The sequence below is a fragment of the Synechococcus sp. A15-62 genome, from assembly GCF_014280075.1.
GTDB lineage: Bacteria > Cyanobacteriota > Cyanobacteriia > PCC-6307 > Cyanobiaceae > Parasynechococcus.
The window spans coordinates 360,139-380,736 of sequence record NZ_CP047950.1 but is presented as its reverse complement, the minus strand read 5'-3'; the positions used below and the strand labels follow the sequence as shown (position 1 = coordinate 380,736).

At 62.1% G+C, this 20,598-nt stretch carries 35 protein-coding genes and 1 tRNA gene; 33 read left to right on the top strand and 3 right to left on the bottom strand.

Translation table 11 applies throughout. The features are described from left to right. Window positions 1-13: 13 nt before the first annotated feature. The 27 genes from rplB (at window position 14) to prfA (ending at window position 14,852) form a co-directional block, all read left to right on the top strand. Complete coding sequence (gene rplB / locus SynA1562_RS01930; RefSeq protein WP_186494543.1) at window positions 14-877, top strand: 50S ribosomal protein L2; 864 nt, start codon at window positions 14-16, stop codon at window positions 875-877. A 35-nt stretch (window positions 878-912) separates the two neighbouring features. Then, window positions 913-1,188, top strand: coding sequence for a 30S ribosomal protein S19 (rpsS, locus tag SynA1562_RS01925; RefSeq protein ID WP_006849645.1), 276 nt, complete (start codon window positions 913-915; stop codon window positions 1,186-1,188). Between the two features lie 3 nt (window positions 1,189-1,191). Further along, the gene (gene rplV, locus SynA1562_RS01920) at window positions 1,192-1,557 is read left to right on the top strand and encodes a 50S ribosomal protein L22 (protein WP_011363387.1); all 366 of its coding nucleotides are present in this window, start codon (window positions 1,192-1,194) and stop codon (window positions 1,555-1,557) included. A gap of 20 nt (window positions 1,558-1,577) precedes the next feature. Next, window positions 1,578-2,306: a 30S ribosomal protein S3 gene (rpsC, locus tag SynA1562_RS01915; RefSeq protein ID WP_011363386.1), complete on the top strand. Its 729-nt coding sequence runs from the start codon at window positions 1,578-1,580 to the stop codon at window positions 2,304-2,306. Window positions 2,307-2,322: 16 nt separating this feature from the next. After that, window positions 2,323-2,799: a 50S ribosomal protein L16 gene (rplP, locus tag SynA1562_RS01910; protein ID WP_006851743.1), complete on the top strand. Its 477-nt coding sequence runs from the start codon at window positions 2,323-2,325 to the stop codon at window positions 2,797-2,799. A gap of 2 nt (window positions 2,800-2,801) precedes the next feature. Beyond that, entirely contained in the window at window positions 2,802-3,011 is a 210-nt protein-coding gene (gene rpmC, locus SynA1562_RS01905; protein ID WP_115010469.1) for a 50S ribosomal protein L29, read from the top strand. 17 nt (window positions 3,012-3,028) lie between these two features. Further along, a complete protein-coding gene (gene rpsQ, locus SynA1562_RS01900) occupies window positions 3,029-3,325 on the top strand; it encodes a 30S ribosomal protein S17 (RefSeq protein WP_006850241.1) in 297 nt (98 codons plus the stop codon). Further along, entirely contained in the window at window positions 3,322-3,687 is a 366-nt protein-coding gene (rplN, locus tag SynA1562_RS01895) for a 50S ribosomal protein L14 (protein WP_006851211.1), read from the top strand. The genes rpsQ and rplN overlap by 4 nt, the downstream gene beginning before the upstream one ends. A 2-nt stretch (window positions 3,688-3,689) precedes the next feature. Then, complete coding sequence (gene rplX, locus SynA1562_RS01890; protein WP_006852039.1) at window positions 3,690-4,046, top strand: 50S ribosomal protein L24; 357 nt, start codon at window positions 3,690-3,692, stop codon at window positions 4,044-4,046. A 40-nt stretch (window positions 4,047-4,086) separates the two neighbouring features. Then, window positions 4,087-4,626, top strand: a complete 540-nt coding sequence (gene rplE / locus SynA1562_RS01885) for a 50S ribosomal protein L5 (protein WP_006851706.1) — start codon at window positions 4,087-4,089, stop codon at window positions 4,624-4,626. Window positions 4,627-4,645: 19 nt separating this feature from the next. Further along, window positions 4,646-5,047 (top strand): 30S ribosomal protein S8, encoded by a 402-nt coding sequence (gene rpsH / locus SynA1562_RS01880; RefSeq protein WP_006850769.1) that lies wholly within the window; start codon window positions 4,646-4,648, stop codon window positions 5,045-5,047. 14 nt (window positions 5,048-5,061) lie between these two features. Continuing rightward, complete coding sequence (gene rplF, locus SynA1562_RS01875; protein WP_006851622.1) at window positions 5,062-5,601, top strand: 50S ribosomal protein L6; 540 nt, start codon at window positions 5,062-5,064, stop codon at window positions 5,599-5,601. Window positions 5,602-5,634: 33 nt separating this feature from the next. Continuing rightward, window positions 5,635-6,003, top strand: coding sequence for a 50S ribosomal protein L18 (rplR, locus tag SynA1562_RS01870; protein WP_006849625.1), 369 nt, complete (start codon window positions 5,635-5,637; stop codon window positions 6,001-6,003). Window positions 6,004-6,017: 14 nt separating this feature from the next. Next, a complete protein-coding gene (gene rpsE / locus SynA1562_RS01865; protein ID WP_186494542.1) occupies window positions 6,018-6,662 on the top strand; it encodes a 30S ribosomal protein S5 in 645 nt (214 codons plus the stop codon). Window positions 6,663-6,668: 6 nt separating this feature from the next. Further along, the gene (gene rplO, locus SynA1562_RS01860) at window positions 6,669-7,124 is read left to right on the top strand and encodes a 50S ribosomal protein L15 (RefSeq protein WP_186494541.1); all 456 of its coding nucleotides are present in this window, start codon (window positions 6,669-6,671) and stop codon (window positions 7,122-7,124) included. Window positions 7,125-7,228: 104 nt separating this feature from the next. Then, window positions 7,229-8,548, top strand: a complete 1,320-nt coding sequence (gene secY, locus SynA1562_RS01855; RefSeq protein WP_186494540.1) for a preprotein translocase subunit SecY — start codon at window positions 7,229-7,231, stop codon at window positions 8,546-8,548. A gap of 52 nt (window positions 8,549-8,600) precedes the next feature. Beyond that, window positions 8,601-9,152, top strand: a complete 552-nt coding sequence (locus tag SynA1562_RS01850; RefSeq protein ID WP_186494539.1) for an adenylate kinase — start codon at window positions 8,601-8,603, stop codon at window positions 9,150-9,152. A 46-nt stretch (window positions 9,153-9,198) separates the two neighbouring features. Then, the gene (rpmJ, locus tag SynA1562_RS01845) at window positions 9,199-9,312 is read left to right on the top strand and encodes a 50S ribosomal protein L36 (RefSeq protein ID WP_006850859.1); all 114 of its coding nucleotides are present in this window, start codon (window positions 9,199-9,201) and stop codon (window positions 9,310-9,312) included. A 71-nt stretch (window positions 9,313-9,383) separates the two neighbouring features. Continuing rightward, window positions 9,384-9,749, top strand: coding sequence for a 30S ribosomal protein S13 (rpsM, locus tag SynA1562_RS01840; protein ID WP_006850466.1), 366 nt, complete (start codon window positions 9,384-9,386; stop codon window positions 9,747-9,749). Between the two features lie 35 nt (window positions 9,750-9,784). Continuing rightward, a complete protein-coding gene (gene rpsK / locus SynA1562_RS01835; protein WP_006850182.1) occupies window positions 9,785-10,177 on the top strand; it encodes a 30S ribosomal protein S11 in 393 nt (130 codons plus the stop codon). 47 nt (window positions 10,178-10,224) lie between these two features. Then, window positions 10,225-11,163 carry a DNA-directed RNA polymerase subunit alpha gene (locus SynA1562_RS01830; RefSeq protein WP_114987249.1) on the top strand — a complete coding sequence of 313 codons (939 nt, stop codon included), beginning with the start codon at window positions 10,225-10,227 and terminating at the stop codon, window positions 11,161-11,163. 49 nt (window positions 11,164-11,212) lie between these two features. After that, the gene (rplQ, locus tag SynA1562_RS01825) at window positions 11,213-11,563 is read left to right on the top strand and encodes a 50S ribosomal protein L17 (protein ID WP_006851925.1); all 351 of its coding nucleotides are present in this window, start codon (window positions 11,213-11,215) and stop codon (window positions 11,561-11,563) included. 25 nt (window positions 11,564-11,588) lie between these two features. After that, entirely contained in the window at window positions 11,589-12,470 is an 882-nt protein-coding gene (gene truA / locus SynA1562_RS01820; RefSeq protein WP_186494538.1) for a tRNA pseudouridine(38-40) synthase TruA, read from the top strand. A gap of 155 nt (window positions 12,471-12,625) precedes the next feature. Next, on the top strand, window positions 12,626-13,078 hold the full coding sequence (rplM, locus tag SynA1562_RS01815; protein ID WP_038551234.1) for a 50S ribosomal protein L13: 453 nt from the start codon (window positions 12,626-12,628) through the stop codon (window positions 13,076-13,078). Further along, window positions 13,075-13,476, top strand: coding sequence for a 30S ribosomal protein S9 (gene rpsI / locus SynA1562_RS01810; RefSeq protein ID WP_186494537.1), 402 nt, complete (start codon window positions 13,075-13,077; stop codon window positions 13,474-13,476). The genes rplM and rpsI overlap by 4 nt, the downstream gene beginning before the upstream one ends. A gap of 11 nt (window positions 13,477-13,487) precedes the next feature. Further along, window positions 13,488-13,739, top strand: coding sequence for a 50S ribosomal protein L31 (rpmE, locus tag SynA1562_RS01805; RefSeq protein WP_006851595.1), 252 nt, complete (start codon window positions 13,488-13,490; stop codon window positions 13,737-13,739). Window positions 13,740-13,754: 15 nt separating this feature from the next. Continuing rightward, window positions 13,755-14,852 carry a peptide chain release factor 1 gene (gene prfA / locus SynA1562_RS01800; protein WP_011363371.1) on the top strand — a complete coding sequence of 366 codons (1,098 nt, stop codon included), beginning with the start codon at window positions 13,755-13,757 and terminating at the stop codon, window positions 14,850-14,852. A 3-nt stretch (window positions 14,853-14,855) separates the two neighbouring features. On the opposite strand, the gene SynA1562_RS01795 is transcribed toward prfA, so the two are convergent. Then, the gene (locus SynA1562_RS01795; RefSeq protein WP_186494536.1) at window positions 14,856-15,356 is read right to left on the bottom strand and encodes an HNH endonuclease; all 501 of its coding nucleotides are present in this window, start codon (window positions 15,354-15,356) and stop codon (window positions 14,856-14,858) included. 69 nt (window positions 15,357-15,425) lie between these two features. On the opposite strand from SynA1562_RS01795, the gene alr reads away from it, so the two are divergent. Together alr and SynA1562_RS01785 are read left to right on the top strand one after the other, a co-directional pair. Continuing rightward, window positions 15,426-16,556 (top strand): alanine racemase, encoded by a 1,131-nt coding sequence (gene alr / locus SynA1562_RS01790; protein ID WP_186494535.1) that lies wholly within the window; start codon window positions 15,426-15,428, stop codon window positions 16,554-16,556. Between the two features lie 37 nt (window positions 16,557-16,593). Then, a tRNA-Ser gene (locus SynA1562_RS01785) sits at window positions 16,594-16,682 on the top strand. Window positions 16,683-16,698: 16 nt separating this feature from the next. On the opposite strand, the gene SynA1562_RS01780 is transcribed toward SynA1562_RS01785, so the two are convergent. Beyond that, entirely contained in the window at window positions 16,699-17,613 is a 915-nt protein-coding gene (locus SynA1562_RS01780) for a serine hydrolase (protein WP_186494534.1), read from the bottom strand. A gap of 17 nt (window positions 17,614-17,630) precedes the next feature. Here SynA1562_RS01780 and SynA1562_RS01775 point away from each other — a divergent pair, with 17 nt between their 5' ends. Further along, window positions 17,631-18,359 carry a C40 family peptidase gene (locus SynA1562_RS01775; RefSeq protein ID WP_186494533.1) on the top strand — a complete coding sequence of 243 codons (729 nt, stop codon included), beginning with the start codon at window positions 17,631-17,633 and terminating at the stop codon, window positions 18,357-18,359. A 60-nt stretch (window positions 18,360-18,419) separates the two neighbouring features. After that, window positions 18,420-19,382, top strand: coding sequence for a glycosyltransferase family 2 protein (locus tag SynA1562_RS01770; protein WP_186494532.1), 963 nt, complete (start codon window positions 18,420-18,422; stop codon window positions 19,380-19,382). On the opposite strand, the gene SynA1562_RS01765 is transcribed toward SynA1562_RS01770, so the two are convergent. Continuing rightward, window positions 19,340-19,807 (bottom strand): HEAT repeat domain-containing protein, encoded by a 468-nt coding sequence (locus tag SynA1562_RS01765; RefSeq protein WP_186494531.1) that lies wholly within the window; start codon window positions 19,805-19,807, stop codon window positions 19,340-19,342. The two genes, SynA1562_RS01770 and SynA1562_RS01765, sit on opposite strands and share 43 nt — an antisense overlap. 90 nt (window positions 19,808-19,897) lie before the next feature. Between SynA1562_RS01765 and SynA1562_RS01760 the strand changes: the two genes are divergently transcribed. After that, window positions 19,898-20,014, top strand: coding sequence for a photosystem I reaction center subunit VIII (locus SynA1562_RS01760; protein ID WP_006851672.1), 117 nt, complete (start codon window positions 19,898-19,900; stop codon window positions 20,012-20,014). A gap of 43 nt (window positions 20,015-20,057) precedes the next feature. Beyond that, window positions 20,058-20,549, top strand: coding sequence for a photosystem I reaction center protein subunit XI (locus SynA1562_RS01755; RefSeq protein WP_011363361.1), 492 nt, complete (start codon window positions 20,058-20,060; stop codon window positions 20,547-20,549). Window positions 20,550-20,598: the final 49 nt, after the last annotated feature.

Genomic DNA, 20,598 nt, shown 5'->3' with positions numbered 1-20,598 from the left:
GGTCTGAATCGTCATGGCAATCCGTAATTTCCGCCCCTACACCCCCGGTACCCGCACCCGGGTGGTCACTGATTTCAGTGAGATCACCAGCCGCAAACCGGAGCGGAGCCTGGTGGTGGCCAAACACCGCCGCAAGGGCCGCAACAACCGCGGTGTGATCACCTGCCGCCACCGCGGTGGTGGCCACAAGCGCCTCTATCGCGTGGTGGATTTCCGTCGCAACAAGCACGGTGTCCCCGCCAAGGTGGCCGCAATCCACTACGACCCGCACCGCAACGCGCGTCTGGCACTGCTCTTCTACGCCGATGGCGAGAAGCGCTACATCCTCGCTCCCGCAGGAGTTCAGGTGGGTCAGACCGTGGTCTCCGGCCCTGATGCCCCGATCGAGAACGGCAACGCCATGCCGTTGTCCTCGGTGCCCCTCGGTTCGGCGGTTCACTGCGTTGAGCTCTACGCCGGTCGTGGTGGCCAGATGGTCCGTACCGCCGGTGCAAGCGCCCAGGTGATGGCGAAGGAAGGCGACTACGTCGCTCTGAAGCTGCCCTCCACCGAGGTTCGCCTGGTTCGCCGCGAGTGCTACGCCACCCTCGGCGAGGTCGGCAACTCCGAGATGCGCAACACCAGCCTGGGTAAGGCCGGTCGTCGCCGCTGGCTCGGACGTCGTCCTCAAGTCCGAGGCAGTGTGATGAACCCCTGCGATCACCCCCACGGTGGTGGTGAGGGTCGTGCACCGATCGGCCGTTCCGGCCCGGTGACCCCCTGGGGCAAACCCGCCCTCGGTCTCAAGACCCGCAAGCGGAACAAACCCAGCAACCAATACGTGCTCCGGAAGCGTCGCAAGACCTCCAAGCGGAGCCGTGGCGGACGCGATTCCTGATGCAAACCATCACTTATCCGCTTGCTTAAACCGTTATGGGACGTTCACTCAAAAAAGGTCCGTTTATTGCCGACAGCCTGCTTCGCAAGGTTGAAAAGCAGAACGACAACGACGACAAGTCTGTGATCAAGACCTGGTCACGGGCCTCCACGATCCTGCCGATGATGATCGGCCACACGATCGCGGTTCACAACGGCCGCACCCATGTGCCGGTGTTCATCACCGAGCAGATGGTGGGCCACAAGCTGGGAGAGTTCGCTCCTACCCGCACCTTCAAGGGCCACATCAGAGACAAGAAAGGAGGCCGCTAATCCATGACATCGTCAACACCAACGGCACCCACCGCCCAGGCTCACGGTCGCTTCATCCGAGGCTCCGTGTCGAAGGTGCGCCGTGTGCTCGACCAGATCCGTGGCCGCACCTATCGCGACGCGCTGATCATGCTCGAGTTCATGCCCTACCGCTCCACCGGCCCGATCACCAAGGTGCTCCGGTCTGCGGTGGCCAACGCTGAGCACAACCTCGGTCTCGACCCCTCATCTCTGGTGATCTCGAGTGCGACCGCTGACATGGGCCCCTCCATGAAGCGCTATCGCCCCCGCGCCCAGGGCCGGGCGTACCAGATCAAGAAACAGACCTGCCACATCAGCATTGCTGTGGCGGCTCAGACCGATTCCTGACCCCCGAGGACTCTGACCCAATGGGACACAAAATCAACCCAACCGGTCTGCGCCTGGGGATCACCCAGGAACACCGGTCACGCTGGTACGCCTCCAGCAAGAACTATCCGGCCCTCCTCCAGGAGGACGACCGGATTCGCAAGTTCATCCACAAGAAGTACGGCTCCGCCGGCATCAGCGATGTGCTGATCGCCCGTAAGGCCGATCAACTGGAAGTTGAACTCAAGACCGCACGCCCCGGCGTGCTGGTCGGCCGTCAAGGCAGCGGCATCGAAGAGCTTCGCTCCGGCATTCAGAAGACCATCGGCGACTCCAGTCGTCAGGTGCGGATCAATGTTGTCGAGGTCGAACGCGTCGACGGTGATGCCTTCCTCCTTGCCGAGTACATCGCCCAGCAGCTGGAGAAGCGTGTGGCCTTCCGCCGCACCATTCGCATGGCTGTGCAGCGCGCTCAGCGTGCCGGCGTTCTGGGTCTGAAGATCCAGGTGTCCGGTCGCCTGAACGGTGCTGAGATCGCCCGGACGGAATGGACCCGCGAGGGTCGGGTGCCCCTGCACACCCTGCGTGCCGACATCGACTACGCCACCAAGGTGGCCAGCACGACCTACGGCGTGCTCGGCATCAAGGTTTGGGTGTTCAAGGGCGAAGTGCTGAGCGAACAAGCTCAGCCCATGCCGGTGGGTGCCGCCCCCCGGCGCCGGGCCAGCCGTCGGCCCCAACAGTTCGAAGACCGCTCAAACGAGGGTTGAACAGGAGGCCTGAACCATGCTGAGTCCAAAACGCGTCAAATTCCGTAAGCAGCAGCGAGGCCGCATGCGCGGCGTCGCCACCCGGGGCAACACCATTGCCTTCGGACAATTCGCGCTGCAGGCACAGGAATGTGGCTGGATCACCTCGCGCCAGATCGAGGCCAGCCGTCGTGCCATGACCCGCTACGTCAAGCGTGGCGGAAAAATCTGGATCCGGATCTTCCCCGACAAGCCGGTCACCATGCGTGCTGCCGAAACCCGGATGGGTTCCGGTAAGGGCAACCCAGAATTCTGGGTGGCGGTGATCAAGCCCGGCAGGATCCTGTTCGAGATGGGCGGTGATGAAATCACCCCCGAAATCGCCAAGGAAGCCATGCGCCTCGCGCAGTACAAGCTTCCCGTGAAGACCAAGTTCATCCAACTGGATGAGCAGGAAAAGTCAGCTGGTGCCAAGGCTCCGGCAGCTTCTGAAGCCGTCACCGTGGAGTCCTGACCATGGCCCGTCCCAACGCCGCCGATGTGCGCAGCCTGTCCGATTCGGACATCAACGAACAGATCGACGGCCTGCGCCGCGAGCTGTTCCAACTCCGTTTCCAGCAGGCCACGCGCCAGCTCGCTAACACGCACCGTTTCAAAGAGGTCCGCATCAAGCTGGCCCAGCTGCTGACGGTGCAGTCGGAGCGCCAGCGCTCCACCGCCTCCTGATCCCCCACTCCGTAACCATGGCAGTCAAGGAAAGGATCGGCACCGTCGTCAGCGACAAGATGGAAAAAACGGTGGTGGTCGCGGTGGAAAGCCGCTTCCCACACCCCATCTATCAAAAGACGGTCAGCCGTACCACCCGTTACAAGGCCCACGACGAAGACAACACCTGTCGCGTCGGTGACCGCGTTCGCATCACTGAAACCCGTCCGATGAGCCGCCAAAAGCGGTGGGCCATCGCCGAGGTTCTCAGCCACAGCCCGAAAGCTGCAGCTGAGGAAGCCAACAAGGCTGAAGCTCAGGAGGTGAAGCAGTGATCCAGCAGGAGTCCTATCTCACCGTTGCCGACAACAGCGGCGCCAAGCGCATCCAGTGCATCCGCGTCCTCGGCACCAACCGTCGCTATGCCCACGTGGGCGACGTGATCGTTGCCGCCGTGAAAGATGCCGCCCCCAACATGGGCGTCAAAAAGTCCGACGTGGTGAAGGCCGTTGTGGTGCGCACCAAAGCCACCATGCGTCGTGAAACCGGAAACTCGATCCGTTTTGACGACAACGCCGCCGTCATCATCAACGACGACAAAAACCCGAAAGGCACCCGCGTCTTCGGACCGGTGGCCCGTGAGCTGCGTGAGCGCAGCTTCACCAAAATCGTGTCCCTCGCTCCGGAGGTGATCTGACCATGGCGACTGCAACCACCAAGGCCAAGGCCACCGAGCGCATCAAGATGCGCATCCGCAAGGGCGACACCGTTCAGGTGATCGCCGGCAAGGACAAGGGCAAGACCGGCGCCGTTCTGCGCACCCTGCCCAACGAGAACCGTGTCGTCGTGGAGGGCGTGAACATGCGCACCCGCCACGAAAAGCCCACCCAGGAGGGCGAGACCGGCCGCATCGTGACTGAGGAAGCGTCCCTGCATGCCTCCAACGTGATGCTGTATTCCACCGACAAAAAGGTGGCCAGCCGCGTTGAAATCGTCGTCGAGAAGGACGGCACCAAGAAGCGCCGGCTGAAGAAAACCGGTGAAGTCCTCGACTGATCCCGACTTCTGACCACGCCCAGAAGCACCCCAACCCGTTATGTCACTCAAGAAGCGCTATCGGGAGACCATCCAGCCCAAGCTGCAGAAGGATCTCTCCCTCACCAACATCCATGAAGTCCCCAAGGTGGTGAAAGTCACCGTCAACCGGGGTCTCGGCGAAGCCGCCGCCAATGCCAAGTCCCTCGAGGCTTCGGTGAATGAGCTGGCGCAGATCACCGGCCAGAAGGTCGTTGTGACCCGTGCCAAAAAAGCCATCGCCGGCTTCAAGATTCGGCAGGGCATGCCGATCGGCTGTGCCGTCACCCTCCGTGGTGATCGGATGTATGCCTTCCTCGAGCGCCTGATCAACCTGGCGCTGCCCCGCATCCGCGACTTCCGCGGGGTCAGCCCCAAGAGTTTCGATGGCCGCGGCAACTACACCCTTGGGGTGCGCGAACAGATCATTTTCCCTGAGATCTCCTTCGACAAGATCGATGCGATCCGGGGCATGGACATCACCATCGTGACCACTGCCCGTTCGGACGAAGAGGGCCGGGCCCTCCTCCGCGAGATGGGAATGCCGTTCCAGAGCAACTGAGCCCTCCCCGTCGACACCTATGGCCAACCACGACCCCATTTCCGACATGCTCACCCGCATTCGCAATGCGAGTGAGAAACGTCACGAAACCACCAAGATCCCCGCTTCGCGGATGACCCGCAGCATCGCCAAGGTGCTGCAGCAGGAGGGCTTCATCTCCGAGATCAGCGAGCAGGGTGAAGGCGTTCGCACCGAACTGGTGCTCGCCCTCAAGTACAGCGGCAAGCACAGGCTGCCCACCATCCGCTCCATGCAGCGGGTCAGCAAGCCCGGTCTCCGCATCTACAAGAACACTCGCGGCCTGCCCAAAGTCCTCGGCGGACTGGGTGTGGCGATCATTTCCACCTCCAAGGGTGTGATGAGCGACCGCGACGCCCGTCGTGAGGGCGTCGGTGGCGAAGTGCTCTGTTACGTCTACTGATCCGGAGCTGAACCATGTCACGAATCGGCAAAAACCCTGTTCCCGTCCCTGAGAAGGTCACGGTTTCCCTCGACGGCCTCACCGTCAAGGTGAAAGGACCCAAAGGCGAACTGGAGCGCACCCTTCCTGAAGGCGTCAGCGTCAGCCAGGACAACAACACCATCGTGGTCTCCCCCACGAGCACCAAGCGCATCTCCCGTGAGCGCCACGGCTTGAGCCGCACCCTCGTCGCCAACATGATCGAGGGCGTCAGCAACGGTTACAGCAAGGCCCTGGAAATCGTCGGTGTGGGCTCCCGTGCCCAGGTCAAAGGCAAAACTCTCGTGGTGAGTGCTGGCTACAGCCACCCCGTCGAGATGGAAGCCCCCGAGGGCATCACCTTCAAGGTGGAGAACAACACCAGGGTGATCGTCTCCGGCATCGACAAGGAGCTGGTGGGCAACGAAGCCGCCAAGGTCCGCGCCATCCGTCCCCCCGAGCCCTACAAGGGCAAGGGCATCAAGTACGAGGGCGAGCGCATCCTGCGCAAGGCAGGCAAGTCCGGCAAGAAATAAGCCTTGTCCTGACGTTCCTTCCCTTCACCCACCATGTCCCAAATTTCCCGCAAACAGCAGACGCAGAAACGCCACCGGCGACTGCGTCGTCACATCACCGGAACCTCAGACCGTCCGCGGCTGGCCGTGTTCCGCTCCAACAACCACATCTACGCCCAGGTCATCGACGACGCGGCTCAGAGCACACTCTGCTCAGCCTCCACTGTTGATAAGGAGCTGCGTACCGGCCTCAAGGCTCCGGCTGGCAGCTGCGACGCCTCTGTCGCCGTTGGCGAACTGGTCGCCAAGCGCGCCATCGCCAAAGGCATCCAGCAGGTGGTGTTCGACCGCGGCGGAAATCTGTACCACGGCCGGATTAAAGCCCTCGCCGATGCCGCCCGGGAAGCGGGCCTTCAGTTCTGATTCCTGCTCAACCCATGACAGATTCCTCCCCCCAATCCAATACCAACGCCGTGCCGGGCGCGGCCGACGTACCAGCGGCAGCCGAAGGGCAGCAGCAACAAGAACAGCGCCGCGGCCGTGGCGACCGTGACGGTCGTCGTGGCGACCGGCGTGGTGGCCGTCGCGGCCAGGAGCGCGACTCCGAATGGCAGGAGCGCGTGGTTCAGATCCGCCGCGTCTCCAAGACCGTCAAAGGCGGTAAGAAGATGAGCTTCCGGGCCATCGTTGTCGTCGGCAACGAGAAAGGTCAGGTCGGCGTTGGTGTCGGCAAAGCCGGTGATGTGATCGGTGCCGTCCGCAAGGGTGTTGCCGATGGCAAGAAGCACCTGGTCAAGGTTCCGTTGACCCGCCACAACTCCATCCCGACCCTCTCCAACGGTCGTGATGGTGCTGCCAGCGTGCTCATCCGCCCTGCAGCCCCTGGTACCGGCGTGATCGCTGGCGGTTCCATCCGCACAGTGCTCGAACTCGCTGGCATCAAGAATGTCCTGGCCAAGCGCCTGGGCAGCAAGACCCCCCTGAACAATGCACGGGCTGCCATGGTGGCTCTGTCGCTTCTCCGCACCCACAAGGAGACGGCCAAGGAACGGGGAATCTCCCTCGAACAGATCTACTCCTGATTCGCGATGACTCTCCGACTCGATTCCCTCAAATCCAACAAGGGCGCTCGTCGCCGCAAACTGCGCAAGGGCCGCGGCATCGCCGCCGGTCAGGGCGCCAGCTGCGGCTTCGGTATGCGCGGCCAGAAATCCCGCTCGGGTCGCCCCACGCGCCCTGGCTTCGAGGGTGGCCAAATGCCTCTGTACCGCCGGGTGCCGAAGCTGAAGCACTTCCCTCTGGTGAATCCAAAGCACTTCACCGTGCTCAACGTCTCGGCGTTGAACGACCTGAAGGACGGCAGCACCGTCAATTTGGATTCCCTGGTCAAGGACGGCATCGTGACCAGCCCGAAGCATCCGCTGAAGATGCTCGGCAACGGTGAACTGACAGCCAAAAAGCTGACCGTTCAAGCCGCGGCGTTCACAGCCTCCGCCCGCACCAAGATCGAAGCCGCAGGCGGCACCTGCGACATCCTCGACTAATAAAGGGCTCGCCCCCAAGTCAGCCCTAGGGTCTGAGCCGTCCGCTGGATTTCGATCCACGGGCGGCTTCTTGGCTTTTCGCCCAACTTCACTTTCTTCCGGACATGCTCGTCAGTCGGGGTCGCAACCCCAACGCCTCCGAAGTGATCGGCCAGCTGATCACCAACCCTGGGCTCCGCAGTCGTGTGCTCACCACGCTCGGCCTGCTGTTGTTGGTACGCCTTGGGATCTACATCCCGATGCCCGGAATCGATCGTGAAGCGTTCAAGCAGTTCATCGATCAGGGCGGACAGCTGATCGGTTTTCTCGACATCTTCACCGGCGGCGGGATCTCCACCCTGGGCATCTTTGCCCTGGGGATCCTGCCCTTCATCAATGCCTCGATCATCCTCCAGCTGCTGACCGCAGCGTTGCCGCAGCTGGAAGACCTCCAGAAGAATGAGGGCGAGGCCGGCCGACGCAAGATCGCCCAGATCACCCGCTATGTGGCGCTGGGATGGGGTCTCGTCCAGAGCGTGGTCTTCGCCATGATCCTGCGCCAATACGCCGTGGAAGGCCTCAGCGAGGTGACTTTTGTGGTGCAGACCGCACTGGCCCTGGTCACCGGCTCAATGGTGGTGATGTGGCTGAGTGAAGTGATCACGGAGCGGGGCATCGGCCAGGGCGCATCCCTGGTGATTTTTCTGAACATCGTCGCCACCCTGCCCCGCACCCTCGGCGCCACGATCGAAGCCGCTCAAACCGGTGACCGCGACACCGTTCTGGGCATCATTGTTCTGGTGCTGGTGTTCCTGGCCACGATCGTCGGAATCATCTTCGTGCAGGAGGGGGCACGCCGTATCCCCATCGTGAGTGCCAAGCGCCAGGTAGGTGGTGCTGGGGTTCTCCCCACGCGTCAGAGCTACCTGCCGCTCAAGCTGAATGCCGGTGGTGTGATGCCGATCATCTTCGCCTCAGCACTAATTTTTCTGCCGGTCACCATCGCCAACCTCACCAAGAGCGAGTGGTTGATCCGTGCTGCAAGCGCCTTGAATCCTGGGGCAGCAAACCCCTGGCCGTACGCGCTCACCTTTTTTACGTTGATCCTGGGCTTCTCCTATTTCTACGCCTCACTCACTGTGAATCCCGCTGACATCGCCACGAACCTGAAGCGGGGTGGTGTGGCGATTCCAGGGGTCCGCCCCGGCAGTGCCACAGCCACATATCTCTCGGGTGTCCAGAACCGCCTCACCCTGCTGGGTGGTCTGTTCCTCGGCGCCGTCGCCATCATTCCCGCGGCCGTCGAACGCGCCACCAATGTGCAGACCTTCCAAGGTCTTGGCGCCACGTCACTGCTGATCCTGGTCGGTGTGGCCATCGACACGGCCAAGCAGGTGCAGACCTACGTGATCTCACAACGCTACGAAGGCCTCGTTCGCCAGTAAGCGCTGCTGGGCAGCGCACCTTCCGTTCACTTCACCTCACGCTTACGCAACCATGAAAAATCGCTTGCTCTTTCTCGGCCCACCCGGAGCCGGCAAAGGCACCCAGGCCGCCCGGATCTGCGATGCCAACGGCATGAAGCATCTGTCTACAGGCGATCTGCTGCGCTCTGAAGTCGCAGCCGGCAGCGAACTGGGCAAAGAAGCTGAAGCGGTGATGAACCGCGGCGAACTGGTGAGCGACGCCCTCGTGCTGGCGATTGTGGAAAGCCAGATGAAGGCACTCACTACAGATGGCTGGTTGCTGGATGGGTTTCCCCGCACGGTGCCCCAGGCTGAAGCGCTCGAACCGCTGCTGGCCGAATTGCAACAACCCATCCAGGCCGTGGTTCTGCTGGAGCTGGATGACGCTGTCTTGATTGAACGGCTGCTGGCCCGCGGTCGCGCCGACGACAACGAAGCGGTGATCCGCAATCGCCTTGAGGTCTACCGGGAGAAAACGGCACCTCTGATTCGCTTCTACAGCGATAAGGGTCTCCTTGTTTCCGTCCCCGCCCAGGGCTCAGTGGAGGAGATCACCCAGCGGATCGAGTCTGTTCTCGGTTGACCGACATGGTAACGTTGCCGTTTGGAAATTTGGAGAGCCACGCCTCATGAAGGTGCGCAGCTCAGTGAAAAAAATGTGTGACAAGTGCCGGGTGATCCGTCGCCACGGCAAGGTCATGGTCATTTGCGCCAACCCCAAGCACAAACAGCGCCAGGGCTGATCCCCCGCTGTTCTGAAACATTCCTCGCCTCCAGGACCTCGGAGGCATCTGTCCTTTTCAACTGAACGAACGTGGCACGGATCGCCGGCGTTGACATTCCCCGCGACAAGCGGATTGAAGTGTCCCTCACCTACATCTACGGAGTTGGTCTCACCCGCTCACAGGCCATCCTGGCCAAAACCGGCGTGAATCCCGACATCCGGGTGAAAGATCTGGAGGACGGAGATCTTCAGAAGCTCCGTAACGCCATGGAGGAATACACCCTCGAAGGCGATCTGCGCCGTCAGGAGGGCATGGCCCTTAAGCGTCTGCAGGACATCGGCTGCGTCCGTGGCCGTCGCCACCGCATGAGCCTTCCCGTTCGCGGCCAACGCACCCGCACCAACGCCCGCACCCGCCGTGGCGCGCGGAAAACTGTGGCCGGCAAGAAGAAGTAAGTCCTCTACATCCTTATCCCTGACTGCATACGGCCATGGCTAAAACCGTCAAAAAATCCGGCCCCAAGAAGGCCAAGCGCAACGTCCCGAACGGCGTCGCCCACATCCAGAGCACCTTCAACAACACCATCGTGTCCATCACCGACACGGCCGGTGAGGTGATCTCTTGGTCGTCTGCAGGTGCCAGTGGCTTCAAAGGTGCTCGCAAAGGCACCCCCTTCGCTGCTCAAACCGCCGCTGAAGCAGCAGCACGTCGCGCCCTCGACCAAGGCATGCGTCAGATCGAAGTGCTGGTGAGAGGTCCCGGTTCAGGCCGTGAGACGGCCATCCGTGCCCTCCAGGTCGCTGGCCTCGAAATCACTCTGATTCGCGACGTCACCCCCCTGCCCCATAACGGTTGCCGCCGGCCCAAGCGCCGTCGCGTCTGAACCGAGCTGATTTCCGTCCGGTTTCTCCCCTTACCCCGATTCAGACCGTGTTGCAGTACCAGATTGATCGCATTGAGCATCAGGTGGCCGAGGATCGCGCCCAGTCCGGCGTCTTCCTGATCGGCCCCCTCGAGCGTGGCCAGGCCACGACCCTGGGCAACGCGCTGCGTCGCGTGCTGATGGGTGGACTGGAAGGCAGTGCTGTCACCGCCATCCGGATTGCCGGTGTCAATCACGAGTACGCCACGGTTCCTGGGGTCCGTGAAGACGTTCTCGACATCCTGCTGAACTGCAAGGAGCTCACCGTCAACAGCCGTTCGGCCGAACTCGAGATCGGCCGTCTTGTGGTGGCTGGCCCCGCCGAAGTGAAGGCTGGAGATCTGCAGTTCTCCTCCCAGGTGCAGGTGGTGGACGCTGATCGTCCGATCGCGACCGTGGCCGATGGCCACAGCCTCGAGCTGGAAGTTCACGTTGAGCGCGGCGTCGGCTATCGCCCGGTGGATCGTCACAACGAAGAAACCAGTGCCATCGACCTGCTCCAGATCGATGCCGTGTTCATGCCCGTGACCCGGGTCAACTTCACCATCGACGAAACCGCCGTTGCCGAAGGCGGTTCGGCCCGCGAGCGCCTGCGGATGGAGATCGTCACCGACGGCTCCATTACTCCCGACGACGCCCTGGCTCAATCAGCCAATCAATTGATTGAGCTGTTCCAGCCGCTGGCCACGGTCACTCTCGTGGAGGAAGTTCCTGCTGAACCCGAGCCTTCGGCGGAAGCACAGATTCCTCTTGAGGAACTGAACCTTTCGGTTCGCGCCTACAACTGCCTCAAGCGGGCCCAGGTCAACTCCGTGTCTGACCTGATGGGCTTCAGCTACGAGGATCTTCTGGAGATCAAGAACTTCGGTTCCAAATCCGCTGATGAAGTGATCGAAGCCCTCGAGCGCATCGGTATCTCCATCCCCCAGAGCCGCACTTCTGCATAACTGCAGAACGGCTTGAACGTCCTTTTTCGTCTTCGTCACCGACAGAACCATGCGTCATCAATGCCGAGTTCCTCAGCTGGGACGTCCAGCTGACCAGCGCAAGGCAATGCTGCGCGCCCTGACCACCCAGCTGATTCGCGAAGGTCGTGTCACCACCACCAAGGCACGGGCCAAGGCGCTTCGCGACGAAGCCGAGCGGATGATCACCCTGGCCAAGGACGGCAGCCTCGCCTCCCGTCGCCGGGCCATGGGTTACATCTACGACAAGCAGCTGGTGCATGCCTTGTTCGACAAGGCTCCCAACCGCTACAGCGATCGCAAGGGTGGCTACACCCGCATCACCCGCACCGTCCCCCGTCGTGGCGACAACGCCGAGATGGCCATCATTGAACTGGTCTGATCAGACCTCACGTCAGTCCTGACGTTTGAACACCCATCCCTCGTCTGCAGGTCCTGAGCCAGCGTCCCTTCAGCGGATCGCGCTCAGCCTTCAGTACGAGGGTTCCCCATTTTGTGGGTGGCAGCGCCAACGCAACGGTCGCAGTGTTCAGGCCGTACTGGAAGACGCCATTGCCCAGCTCGATCCGCACCGACCGGTGCAGACCTTTGCTGCCGGTCGTACCGATGCCGGCGTTCATGCCGCCGGTCAGGTAGTGCACTTCGACTGCTGTGGACCGATTCCGGCTCACAAATGGGCACCGGCCTTGAACGGACGTCTGCCAAGCACCATTCGTGTGCGCGAATCTGTCGTCCGTCCCCTGGATTGGCATGCCTGTTACTCCGCCACCTACCGGCGATACCGGTACACGATTCACAACGGCCGGCGCCCAAATTTGTTTCTCAGCTCCTGGAGCTGGCACCGCTACCAACACAGGCTGAACGAGTCCCGCATGCGGGACGCTCTGAACACCATGGTTGGCCTGCACGACTTCAGCGCCTTCATGAAGGCAGGCAGCCGTCGCGCCCATGCCCGAACCACCGTGCAGGAGGTGCTGGTGGAGCGCCAGGGCGATCTTCTGCGAGTCGAGATTCAGGCCAGTGGTTTTCTCTACGGCATGGTTCGCCTGCTGATGGCCCAGTTGGTGGCCGTTGGCGAGCATCGTCTCAGTGTTGCCGCCTTTGAACAGCGCTGGCGGGAACGACGACGCCACGAGGTGAAGGAGGCGGCGCCAGCCAGCGGCCTTTGCCTGCTTCGGGCTGGCTATGCCGAGACCATCTTCACCAAAGCCGGCTGGTACGATTGTCAGCCGTGGTTTTTTCTGGCCGAGAGCGATCCACCTCCGGATCCACCCTCAACGCCGGGATAAACGGGCCTCTACTTGGAATGCTGCCCAACTCACAGGAGCTGGAGGGCTGAAGAGTAAGCTCGATCTTTAGCCCCGTCAGGTCCAGCTCTGGACCGACCCCTTTGCCCAGTTCCGCTGTCTTAGGCGGGACATACCAGAACCGGCATGCCGGCGCGATGAACAAGACCTCTCTCCCCCCGATTGATTCGATCGACCGCCAGTGGTACGTGGTGGACGCTGAGAATCAAACCCTCGGCCGTCTGGCCACTGAAGTGGCCGCCGTGCTGCGTGGCAAGAACAACCCCAGCTTCACCCCCCATCTGGACACCGGTGATTTTGTCGTCGTTGTGAACGCCGAGAAGATCAAGGTCTCCGGCCGTAAGCCCCAGCAGAAGCTGTACCGCCGTCACTCCGGACGTCCCGGAGGCATGAAGGTGGAAACCTTCGAGGCTTTGCAGGAACGGATCCCCGAGCGGATCGTGGAGAAGGCCATCAAAGGCATGCTTCCCCACAACGCCCTGGGTCGCCAGATGTTCCGCAAGCTCAAGGTCTACAAGGGCACCGAGCATCCCCACGCCGCTCAGAAGCCCCAGCCTCTTCAGCTCAACCCCTCCGCATCCGCCAAATGAGCAGCAATTCCGTCGTCTACTGGGGCACCGGTCGTCGCAAGACCTCTGTAGCCCGTGTTCGCCTCGTCCCCGGCAATGGAACGATCACCATCAATGGTCGTCCCGGTGACAACTATCTGAACTACAACCCTTCGTACATCGCAGCGGTGAAGGCTCCCCTGGAGACCCTCGGCCTCAGCAGCGAGTACGACATCCTCGTCAACGTTCATGGTGGTGGACTCACCGGTCAGTCCGGCGCCATCAAGCAAGGTGCAGCCCGCGCCCTGTGTGAACTGTCCGCCGACAACCGCAAGCCGCTGAAAACGGAAGGTCACCTGAGCCGCGACCCCCGTGCCAAGGAACGCCGCAAGTACGGCCTCAAGAAAGCCCGTAAGGCTCCTCAGTTCTCCAAGCGCTGATTTTTTTACCTATGCCAAAACCCGACATCCATCCCACCTGGTATCCCGACGCCAAGGTGATCTGCAACGGCGAAGTGGTCATGACCACGGGCGCCACCCAGCCGGAGATCCACGTCGACGTTTGGAGCGGCAACCACCCCTTCTTCACCGGCACCCAGAAGATTCTCGACACCGAGGGCCGTGTGGATCGCTTCATGAAGAAGTACGGCATGGGCACCAAGAAGAAAGGTGCCGACTCCGCCAAGGCCGAGTCCAAGGCCTGAGGGTGAGAACGGGGCATGGACGCCTCGACCTTGTTCACACGGCTGGAGACAGCCACAGCCAGCTTCCGCAACCTCGAGCGGCAGCTGGCCGATCCTGATGTGGCCGCTGATCCGAAGCGGCTTGAATCGATCGCAAGGGAGCGATCAAGACTTGAGCCGCTCGTGCTCGACTTCGAGGAACTCCAGAGGCTCGAATCCGAGCGGGATTCAGCACGTCAACTGCTGAAAGACAGTCGCGGTGACGCTGCGATGGAGGAACTGGCGCAGGATGAGTTGGCCAGCCTCCAGGAACAGCACGCAACGCTGACCGAGCGGCTCACCCTGGCTCTGCTGCCGCGGGATCCCCGCGATGAGCGCAGTGTGATGCTGGAAATTCGTGCCGGTGCAGGCGGCGATGAGGCCTGTCTCTGGGCCGGTGATCTGGCACGGATGTATGAGCGCTACAGCCAGAAAGTGGGCTGGGCCGTGCAATCCATCAGCTGCACCGAGGCCGACCTGGGCGGGTTTCGCGAACTGATCCTGTCGGTGCGTGGCGACAGCGTCTACAGCCAACTGAAATTTGAAGCGGGAGTGCATCGGGTGCAACGGGTCCCGGCCACGGAATCCCAGGGTCGGGTCCACACCTCAACAGCCACGGTGGCCGTGATGCCCGAAGCCGATGCCGTGGAAGTTCAGCTCGACCCGAAGGATCTCGACATCAGCACCGCGCGTTCAGGCGGTGCTGGAGGTCAGAACGTCAACAAGGTGGAAACAGCCGTGGACCTTCTCCACAAACCCACAGGCATCCGCGTGTTCTGCACCCAGGAACGCTCCCAGCTGCAGAACCGGGAACGGGCCCTGGAGATCCTGCGCGCCAAGTTATTGGAGCGGGAGCAGGCGGCTGCCGCAGAACGCGAAAGCAGCGACCGACGTGCCCAGGTGGGCAGTGGTGACCGCTCCGAAAAAATCCGCACCTACAACTACAAAGACAACCGAACCACCGATCACCGGCTGGGCCGAAACTTCACCCTTGAACCTGTGCTGGAGGGCCAGCTGGAAGACCTGATCGGTGCCTGCATCGCCGAAGAGCAACGTCAGAAACTAGAGGCCCTGAGCGATCAGGCCGAGGCCTGACGGTCAAGCACCGATCACGTATTTCGCCCATTCCTGGTGATGACCGGAATGAATCTGGCGCCGGGCCTCAAAACTGAGGCTGCTGGCCGGCCTCCGCGGGACATGACGCAGAGGCATGGAGGCTTCCTTCGGAGTTCGGTTGGCCTTTCGAACATTGCAGCTGAGGCAAGCCGTGGTCACGTTCTCCCAGGTGTCACCGCCTCCCCGACTGCGGGGGATCACATGGTCGATGGACAACTGATTGTCACGACTGCCGCAGTACTGGCAGGTGTGGTTGTCCCTCTGGAAGAGGTTGCGACGCGTCAGGGGCAGCTGACGAAACGGGACGCGGACGTACTGCCGCAGGCGAATCACCGTCGGCAGGTGGGTGCCCTGACGCAATTGCCGACAGGGATCGTGTTCCAGACTCTCGGCCTTGCCCTTCAGCATCATCACCACTGCCCGTCTCCAGGTGGTGATATTGAGCGGCTCGTAGGACGCATTGAGAACGAGAACCTGGCCCATGCCAGCCCACTCAATAATAGTCATGCTATCGGCGATGTGAAGCTGTCTCGGTAGCGCCGAGCACTGCCTGTGATTCCGGAGCTGAATCCACGTCAGCGCGCCTGGGTGGAGGTTTCACCTGCAGCGATTCGGGCCAATGCCAGGGCGCTCTGCCAGCACCTCGGACCTCGCACCCAACTGATGGCGGTGGTGAAGGCCGATGGCTACGGCCACGGTGCCGAGACGGTGGCACGGGCGGCGCTTCAGGGTGGAGCAACGAGCCTTGGTGTGGCCACGCTCCAGGAAGGTCTTGAACTGCGGCGGGCCGGTCTGGAGGCACCGGTGCTGTTGCTCAGCAACCTCAATGAACCGGACGACCTGCGCACCTGCCTGCACTGGCGGTTGATGCCCACCCTGAGCAGCCTCAGGGATGCCCAGCTCTGCAACGCTCTAGCTGCCGACAGCGGTCGATGTTTTGACGTGCAGCTGAAGATCGACACGGGCATGGCACGGCTGGGCTGCTCCCTCAGCGAGGGACATCAGACCGCGGCGGCGCTGCTGAGCCTGGAACACCTCAATCTGGAAGGCATCTACAGCCATCTGGCCTGTGCCGATGAGCCGGACGATGCCTTGACCAGCCTCCAGCAGGAGCGCTTCGTGAGCATGCTCTCGGCCCTGCCCCGAGCGAGTGCCGGCATCACCCGCCATCTGGCCAACTCGGCAGGAACCTTGCTCAACCGGGAGCTGCATCACGACCTCGTTCGCGTTGGGTTGGCCCTATACGGCCATGCGCCTGCAAGTCATCTGAACAACGTCATTCCCCTGCAACCCGCCCTGGCGGTTCGCGCCCGGGTCAGCCTGATCCGTGACGTGCCCGCCGGCACAGGGGTCAGCTACGGCCATCGCTTCATCACCCAGCGCCCCACTCGGCTTGCCGTGGTGGGCATCGGCTACGCCGATGGTGTTCTGCGGTCCCTCAGCGGGCACATTCACGCCCTGCATCGCAATCGCCAGCTGCCGCAGGTGGGAGCCATCACCATGGACCAGCTCCTGCTGGATGCCACCGATGCAGCTGGGCTGGAGCCAGGCGACATCGTCACTCTGCTTGGCCAGGACGGTGACCTGGAGTTAAGCCCTCAAAGCTGGAGCAACCAATGCGGCTCGATTCCCTGGGAGATCCTCTGTGGTTTCAAACGACGCCTGCCCCGCGTTGAAGTCTGACCAACTGCCGAGCACTTGGTACTCTGGGTGCGCCGCTGGAGAGGTGGCTGAGTGGTTGAAAGCGGCTCCCTGCTAAGGAGTTACAGGAGGCAACTTCTGTCGAGGGTTCGAATCCCTCCCTCTCCGTTCCAAGTTCATTGACTCAATCCGCCGGTTCCTCGGAGCTGCTGAACTGGTTGAGTTGCCGTGCCAGCTCCGGCAAAAGCGATGCGTCCCTGGCGCGATCAGGCCCCGTACTGAAGACCACAAGCAAGATAGGGGGCTGCTGTTCGGAGGCCTGAAACCAAGCTGCGTCATGACGGGCCTGACTCATCCAGCCGGCCTTGCTCCAAAGGAGCGCGTTATCGGGTAGGCCCTCACCGAGAAACCCATCCACTTGGTTTTCGGGATCAGCGCGACGCTGATGCTGATCGAGTGAGCGCCGCAACAGACCCTGCAGCCGATGACAGGCCGGCGGCGACACCACCGCACGGGTCATCACCGCCTCCAGCATCCGGGCTGTTGCAGCGGTGGACAAGCCGTTGCGGTTGCTGTTGTCGGCCCCATAGAACATCTTTTCCCGGCCATAGGGACCATCACCCCAGGTCTTCTGGCAGCAATTCACCGCCTCAAGTTCCGGCCAGGCCAAGCTCTGCAACCAGCCATTGATCAAGCGACGCTGCTGCGTCCAAAGCTCCCAGCGTTCGCCATGGAGAGCAGGGCCGCTGGTGGTGCCTGTGAGCAGATCAACCACCAGCCCCGTGGCATCGTTGCTGGAGTAGGCGATCATGTCGCGCACCGCGCGCGCCAGTTCGTCGCTTTCAGGGATCAGGTCCCGTTGCAGCCACTGCTCAACGGCGACGGCATAGAACAGCTTCACCACGCTGGCCGGATAGAGAATCCGGTCTTGGTTCCAGGAAGCACCGCTGCCCTGACCCGCCTCCGGGGCAGTGTCGTCGTACCGCACCCAGGTGATCGCCAGGCTGTTGCGCAGCCCTGGGCGACCGTCGGCATCGAGCCCATCGAGGGCCGCCTCAAGCCGAGCCGCCATTGCGGGATCGGGACGGTAGAACGCCATAGCGATTCAATTGGGCCATGGCGACGTTAGGCACCCTGCTGGCCCCAGACCTGATTCAGACAGGCTCCTGTTGGCAGCTGTGCGCTGACGTCAATGGTTATTCGCGATCTGATGGCGAGAGCCTGACAACCCAGGCCTGTCATGGACGCCGCTTTCGCATCCTGGAGAAGCAGCGCAAGAGGATCGCTGTTCAGCTGCTGGAGGATGGCTACCGCTGCTGGCTCGAACTCGAGGCGGTTCTGGGGCGAGCTGAGCGATGCGCAGCCTGGCGACCGTCGCCGCTGAGCGCGACGGAGATTGAACGACGCCTGCCCGGCGTGCTGGCCTGGAGCGAAATCGCCCAGCAACGTCCCAACGTCTACCTCTGGGGTGGCACCACCGAGCCGGACATGGATTGTTCCGGGCTGATGCAGATGGCCTTCGCCAGCCAGGGCATTTGGATTCCGCGGGATGCCTACCAGCAGGAGCGGTTCTGCCAACCAGTTGCCGCTCTCCCCGACGATCACAGCTTGCTGCGCCCGGGAGATCTTTTGTTTTTTGGCACACGCCAGCGTTGCACCCATGTGGGGCTCCACCTCGGCGATGGCCGCTACCGCCACAGCTCAGGCCAGGACCATGGGCGTAATGGGATCGGCATCGACAGCTTGCACAGCAGCGATCAACACCCGGTGGCTTGCCATTACAGGGCTGAATTCCGCGGCGCAGGCCGTGTGGTGCGTTGCCATGACGGATCGCATCTCTCCTGACGCTGTCAGCCGGATCGACAGGGCCCCGGCTTAAGTTGAGCGACTGACAGCGCGACCGGCATGAGTGCACCCCTGAATCTCTCGGTGGTGGTGCCGCTGTACAACGAAGAGGAAAGCCTGCCCCACCTGGTTGAGCAGCTCCTTTCAGCGCTGCGTCCAACCGACGAGACTTTTGAGCTGGTCCTGGTCGACGACGGATCCAGCGACCGCACCGCGAAAGTGCTGGCTGAGGTCAGCGCAGAAGTGCCCGAAGTGGTGGCTGTGCTGCTGCGCAAGAACTATGGCCAGACCGCAGCCATGGCGGCTGGTTTTGATGTGGCTGGCGGGGAGGTGATCGTCAGTCTGGATGGAGATCTTCAGAACGATCCAGCCGACATCCCCATGCTGCTGGCCAAATTGCGTGAGGGGTACGACCTCGTGAGTGGCTGGCGCCATCAGCGCCAGGACGCCGCCCTCCAGCGCAAACTTCCCTCCCGGATCGCCAACCGATTGATCGGCCGGGTGACCGGTGTGCGGCTGCATGACTACGGCTGCTCCCTCAAGGCCTATCGACGGGAAGTTCTCTCAGACATGCGTCTCTATGGAGAGCTGCATCGCTTTCTTCCCGCCCTGGCCTTCATCGAGGGTGCTCGGATCACCGAAGTGAAGGTGAACCACCGGGCGCGTCAGTTCGGCAGCAGCAAGTACGGGATCGATCGCACGTTCCGTGTGCTGATGGATCTGCTCACCGTCTGGTTCATGAAGCGTTTTCTGACCCGGCCGATGTACGTGTTCGGCTTCGGAGGACTGCTGGCCATCGCCGCCAGCATCGCCACCAGCACCTATCTCTTCGTGATCAAGGTGATGGGAGGCGACATCGCCAATCGCCCACTGCTCACCCTGGCGGTGGTGCTTGGTTTAGCCGGCATTCAACTGTTCTGCTTCGGCCTTCTCGGCGAACTGCTGATCCGCACCTACCACGAAAGCCAGGACCGACCGATCTATCGCATCCGTGAAACGTTGCGCGGCGGCCGCGCCGGCTGACGGATCGGGGCAGCGGCCGGCGCCCCTCGGAACGGTGCAATCGCAGCGGCGGCTTCTTCCACCACACGCGCATCGCTGTCCCGCAGCGCCTGGCGCAGCAGGGGCAGAGCCGAACGATGTCCCCATCGGGCGGCCAAACGAACGGCGCGCAAGCGCTCCTCAGGGCCAGCCTCCATATCAGCCTTGAGGCGATGCTCCAGGGCAAGACGCTCCAGGGGAGTTGTCGGCGCCGTCCATGACTCGAGGGAAGCATCGGCGAATTCCCCTTCAGCGGCAGGCTCAATCACCAGTTCCAGCTGAGCACGGTTGATCTGTGCGACACGGCTGGCATCCGTGCTGGAGAGCATCGGCTTCACCGGTTTCCTGCGCAACCAGAGCACGACCGTGAGCAGCACGACGGCACCAGGGAGGAGAACGTTCTGCATGCGGATTGAACTTTTATGTCGCCGTTGGGGCCTAAAGCAGGCCGTCAGAACGGACCTACTTACAGTAGCTGCGAAGCTTTTGGCCTCGACATGACTGGAGATTTCGCTGCTGCCTGGCTGCCTGCGATTTTCGTGCCCATCACCGGAATCGTGTTCCCCGCAGTGTTCATCGTCCTTGTTGGTCGAGTGATCACCGCTGCCGAGTGACCGCGACCTGCGGACCGTTTCAACCCCTCAGCACTCGTACCTCATGACCGTCACTCCTGCTGCTGATCCTTGCGTCGGCAACCTTGCGACACCCGTCAACAGCGGCTATTTCATCAAGGGTCTGATTAACAACCTGCCCCTGTACCGCCCCGGAATTTCTCCGAATTTCCGTGGTCTTGAAACCGGCGCAGCCTTCGGTTACCTGCTCTACGGCCCTTTCACCATCTGTGGTCCCCTGCGTGCCACGGAGTATCAGCAAACTGCTGGCCTGCTGGCTGCCATCGGCGCTGTGCACATCCTCAGCCTGCTGTTCCTGCTCTACAACCAGCCCGGCAAGCAACCCAACATCCCCCCTGCGGATGTGACGGTTGAGAATCCCCCCGCCGACCTGTTCACCCGCACCGGCTGGGCCGACTTCACCAGTGGTTTCTGGCTTGGCGGTTGCGGCGGTGCCGTTTTCGCCTGGTTCCTCTGCAACACCGTTCACGTTCAGGAGCTGTTCAAGATCGCTGCTGGTGTCTGGAGCGTCGGCTGAAGCCGTTCACTGAACCCACTGACCAACACCATTCATCCCCCGGTTGCCT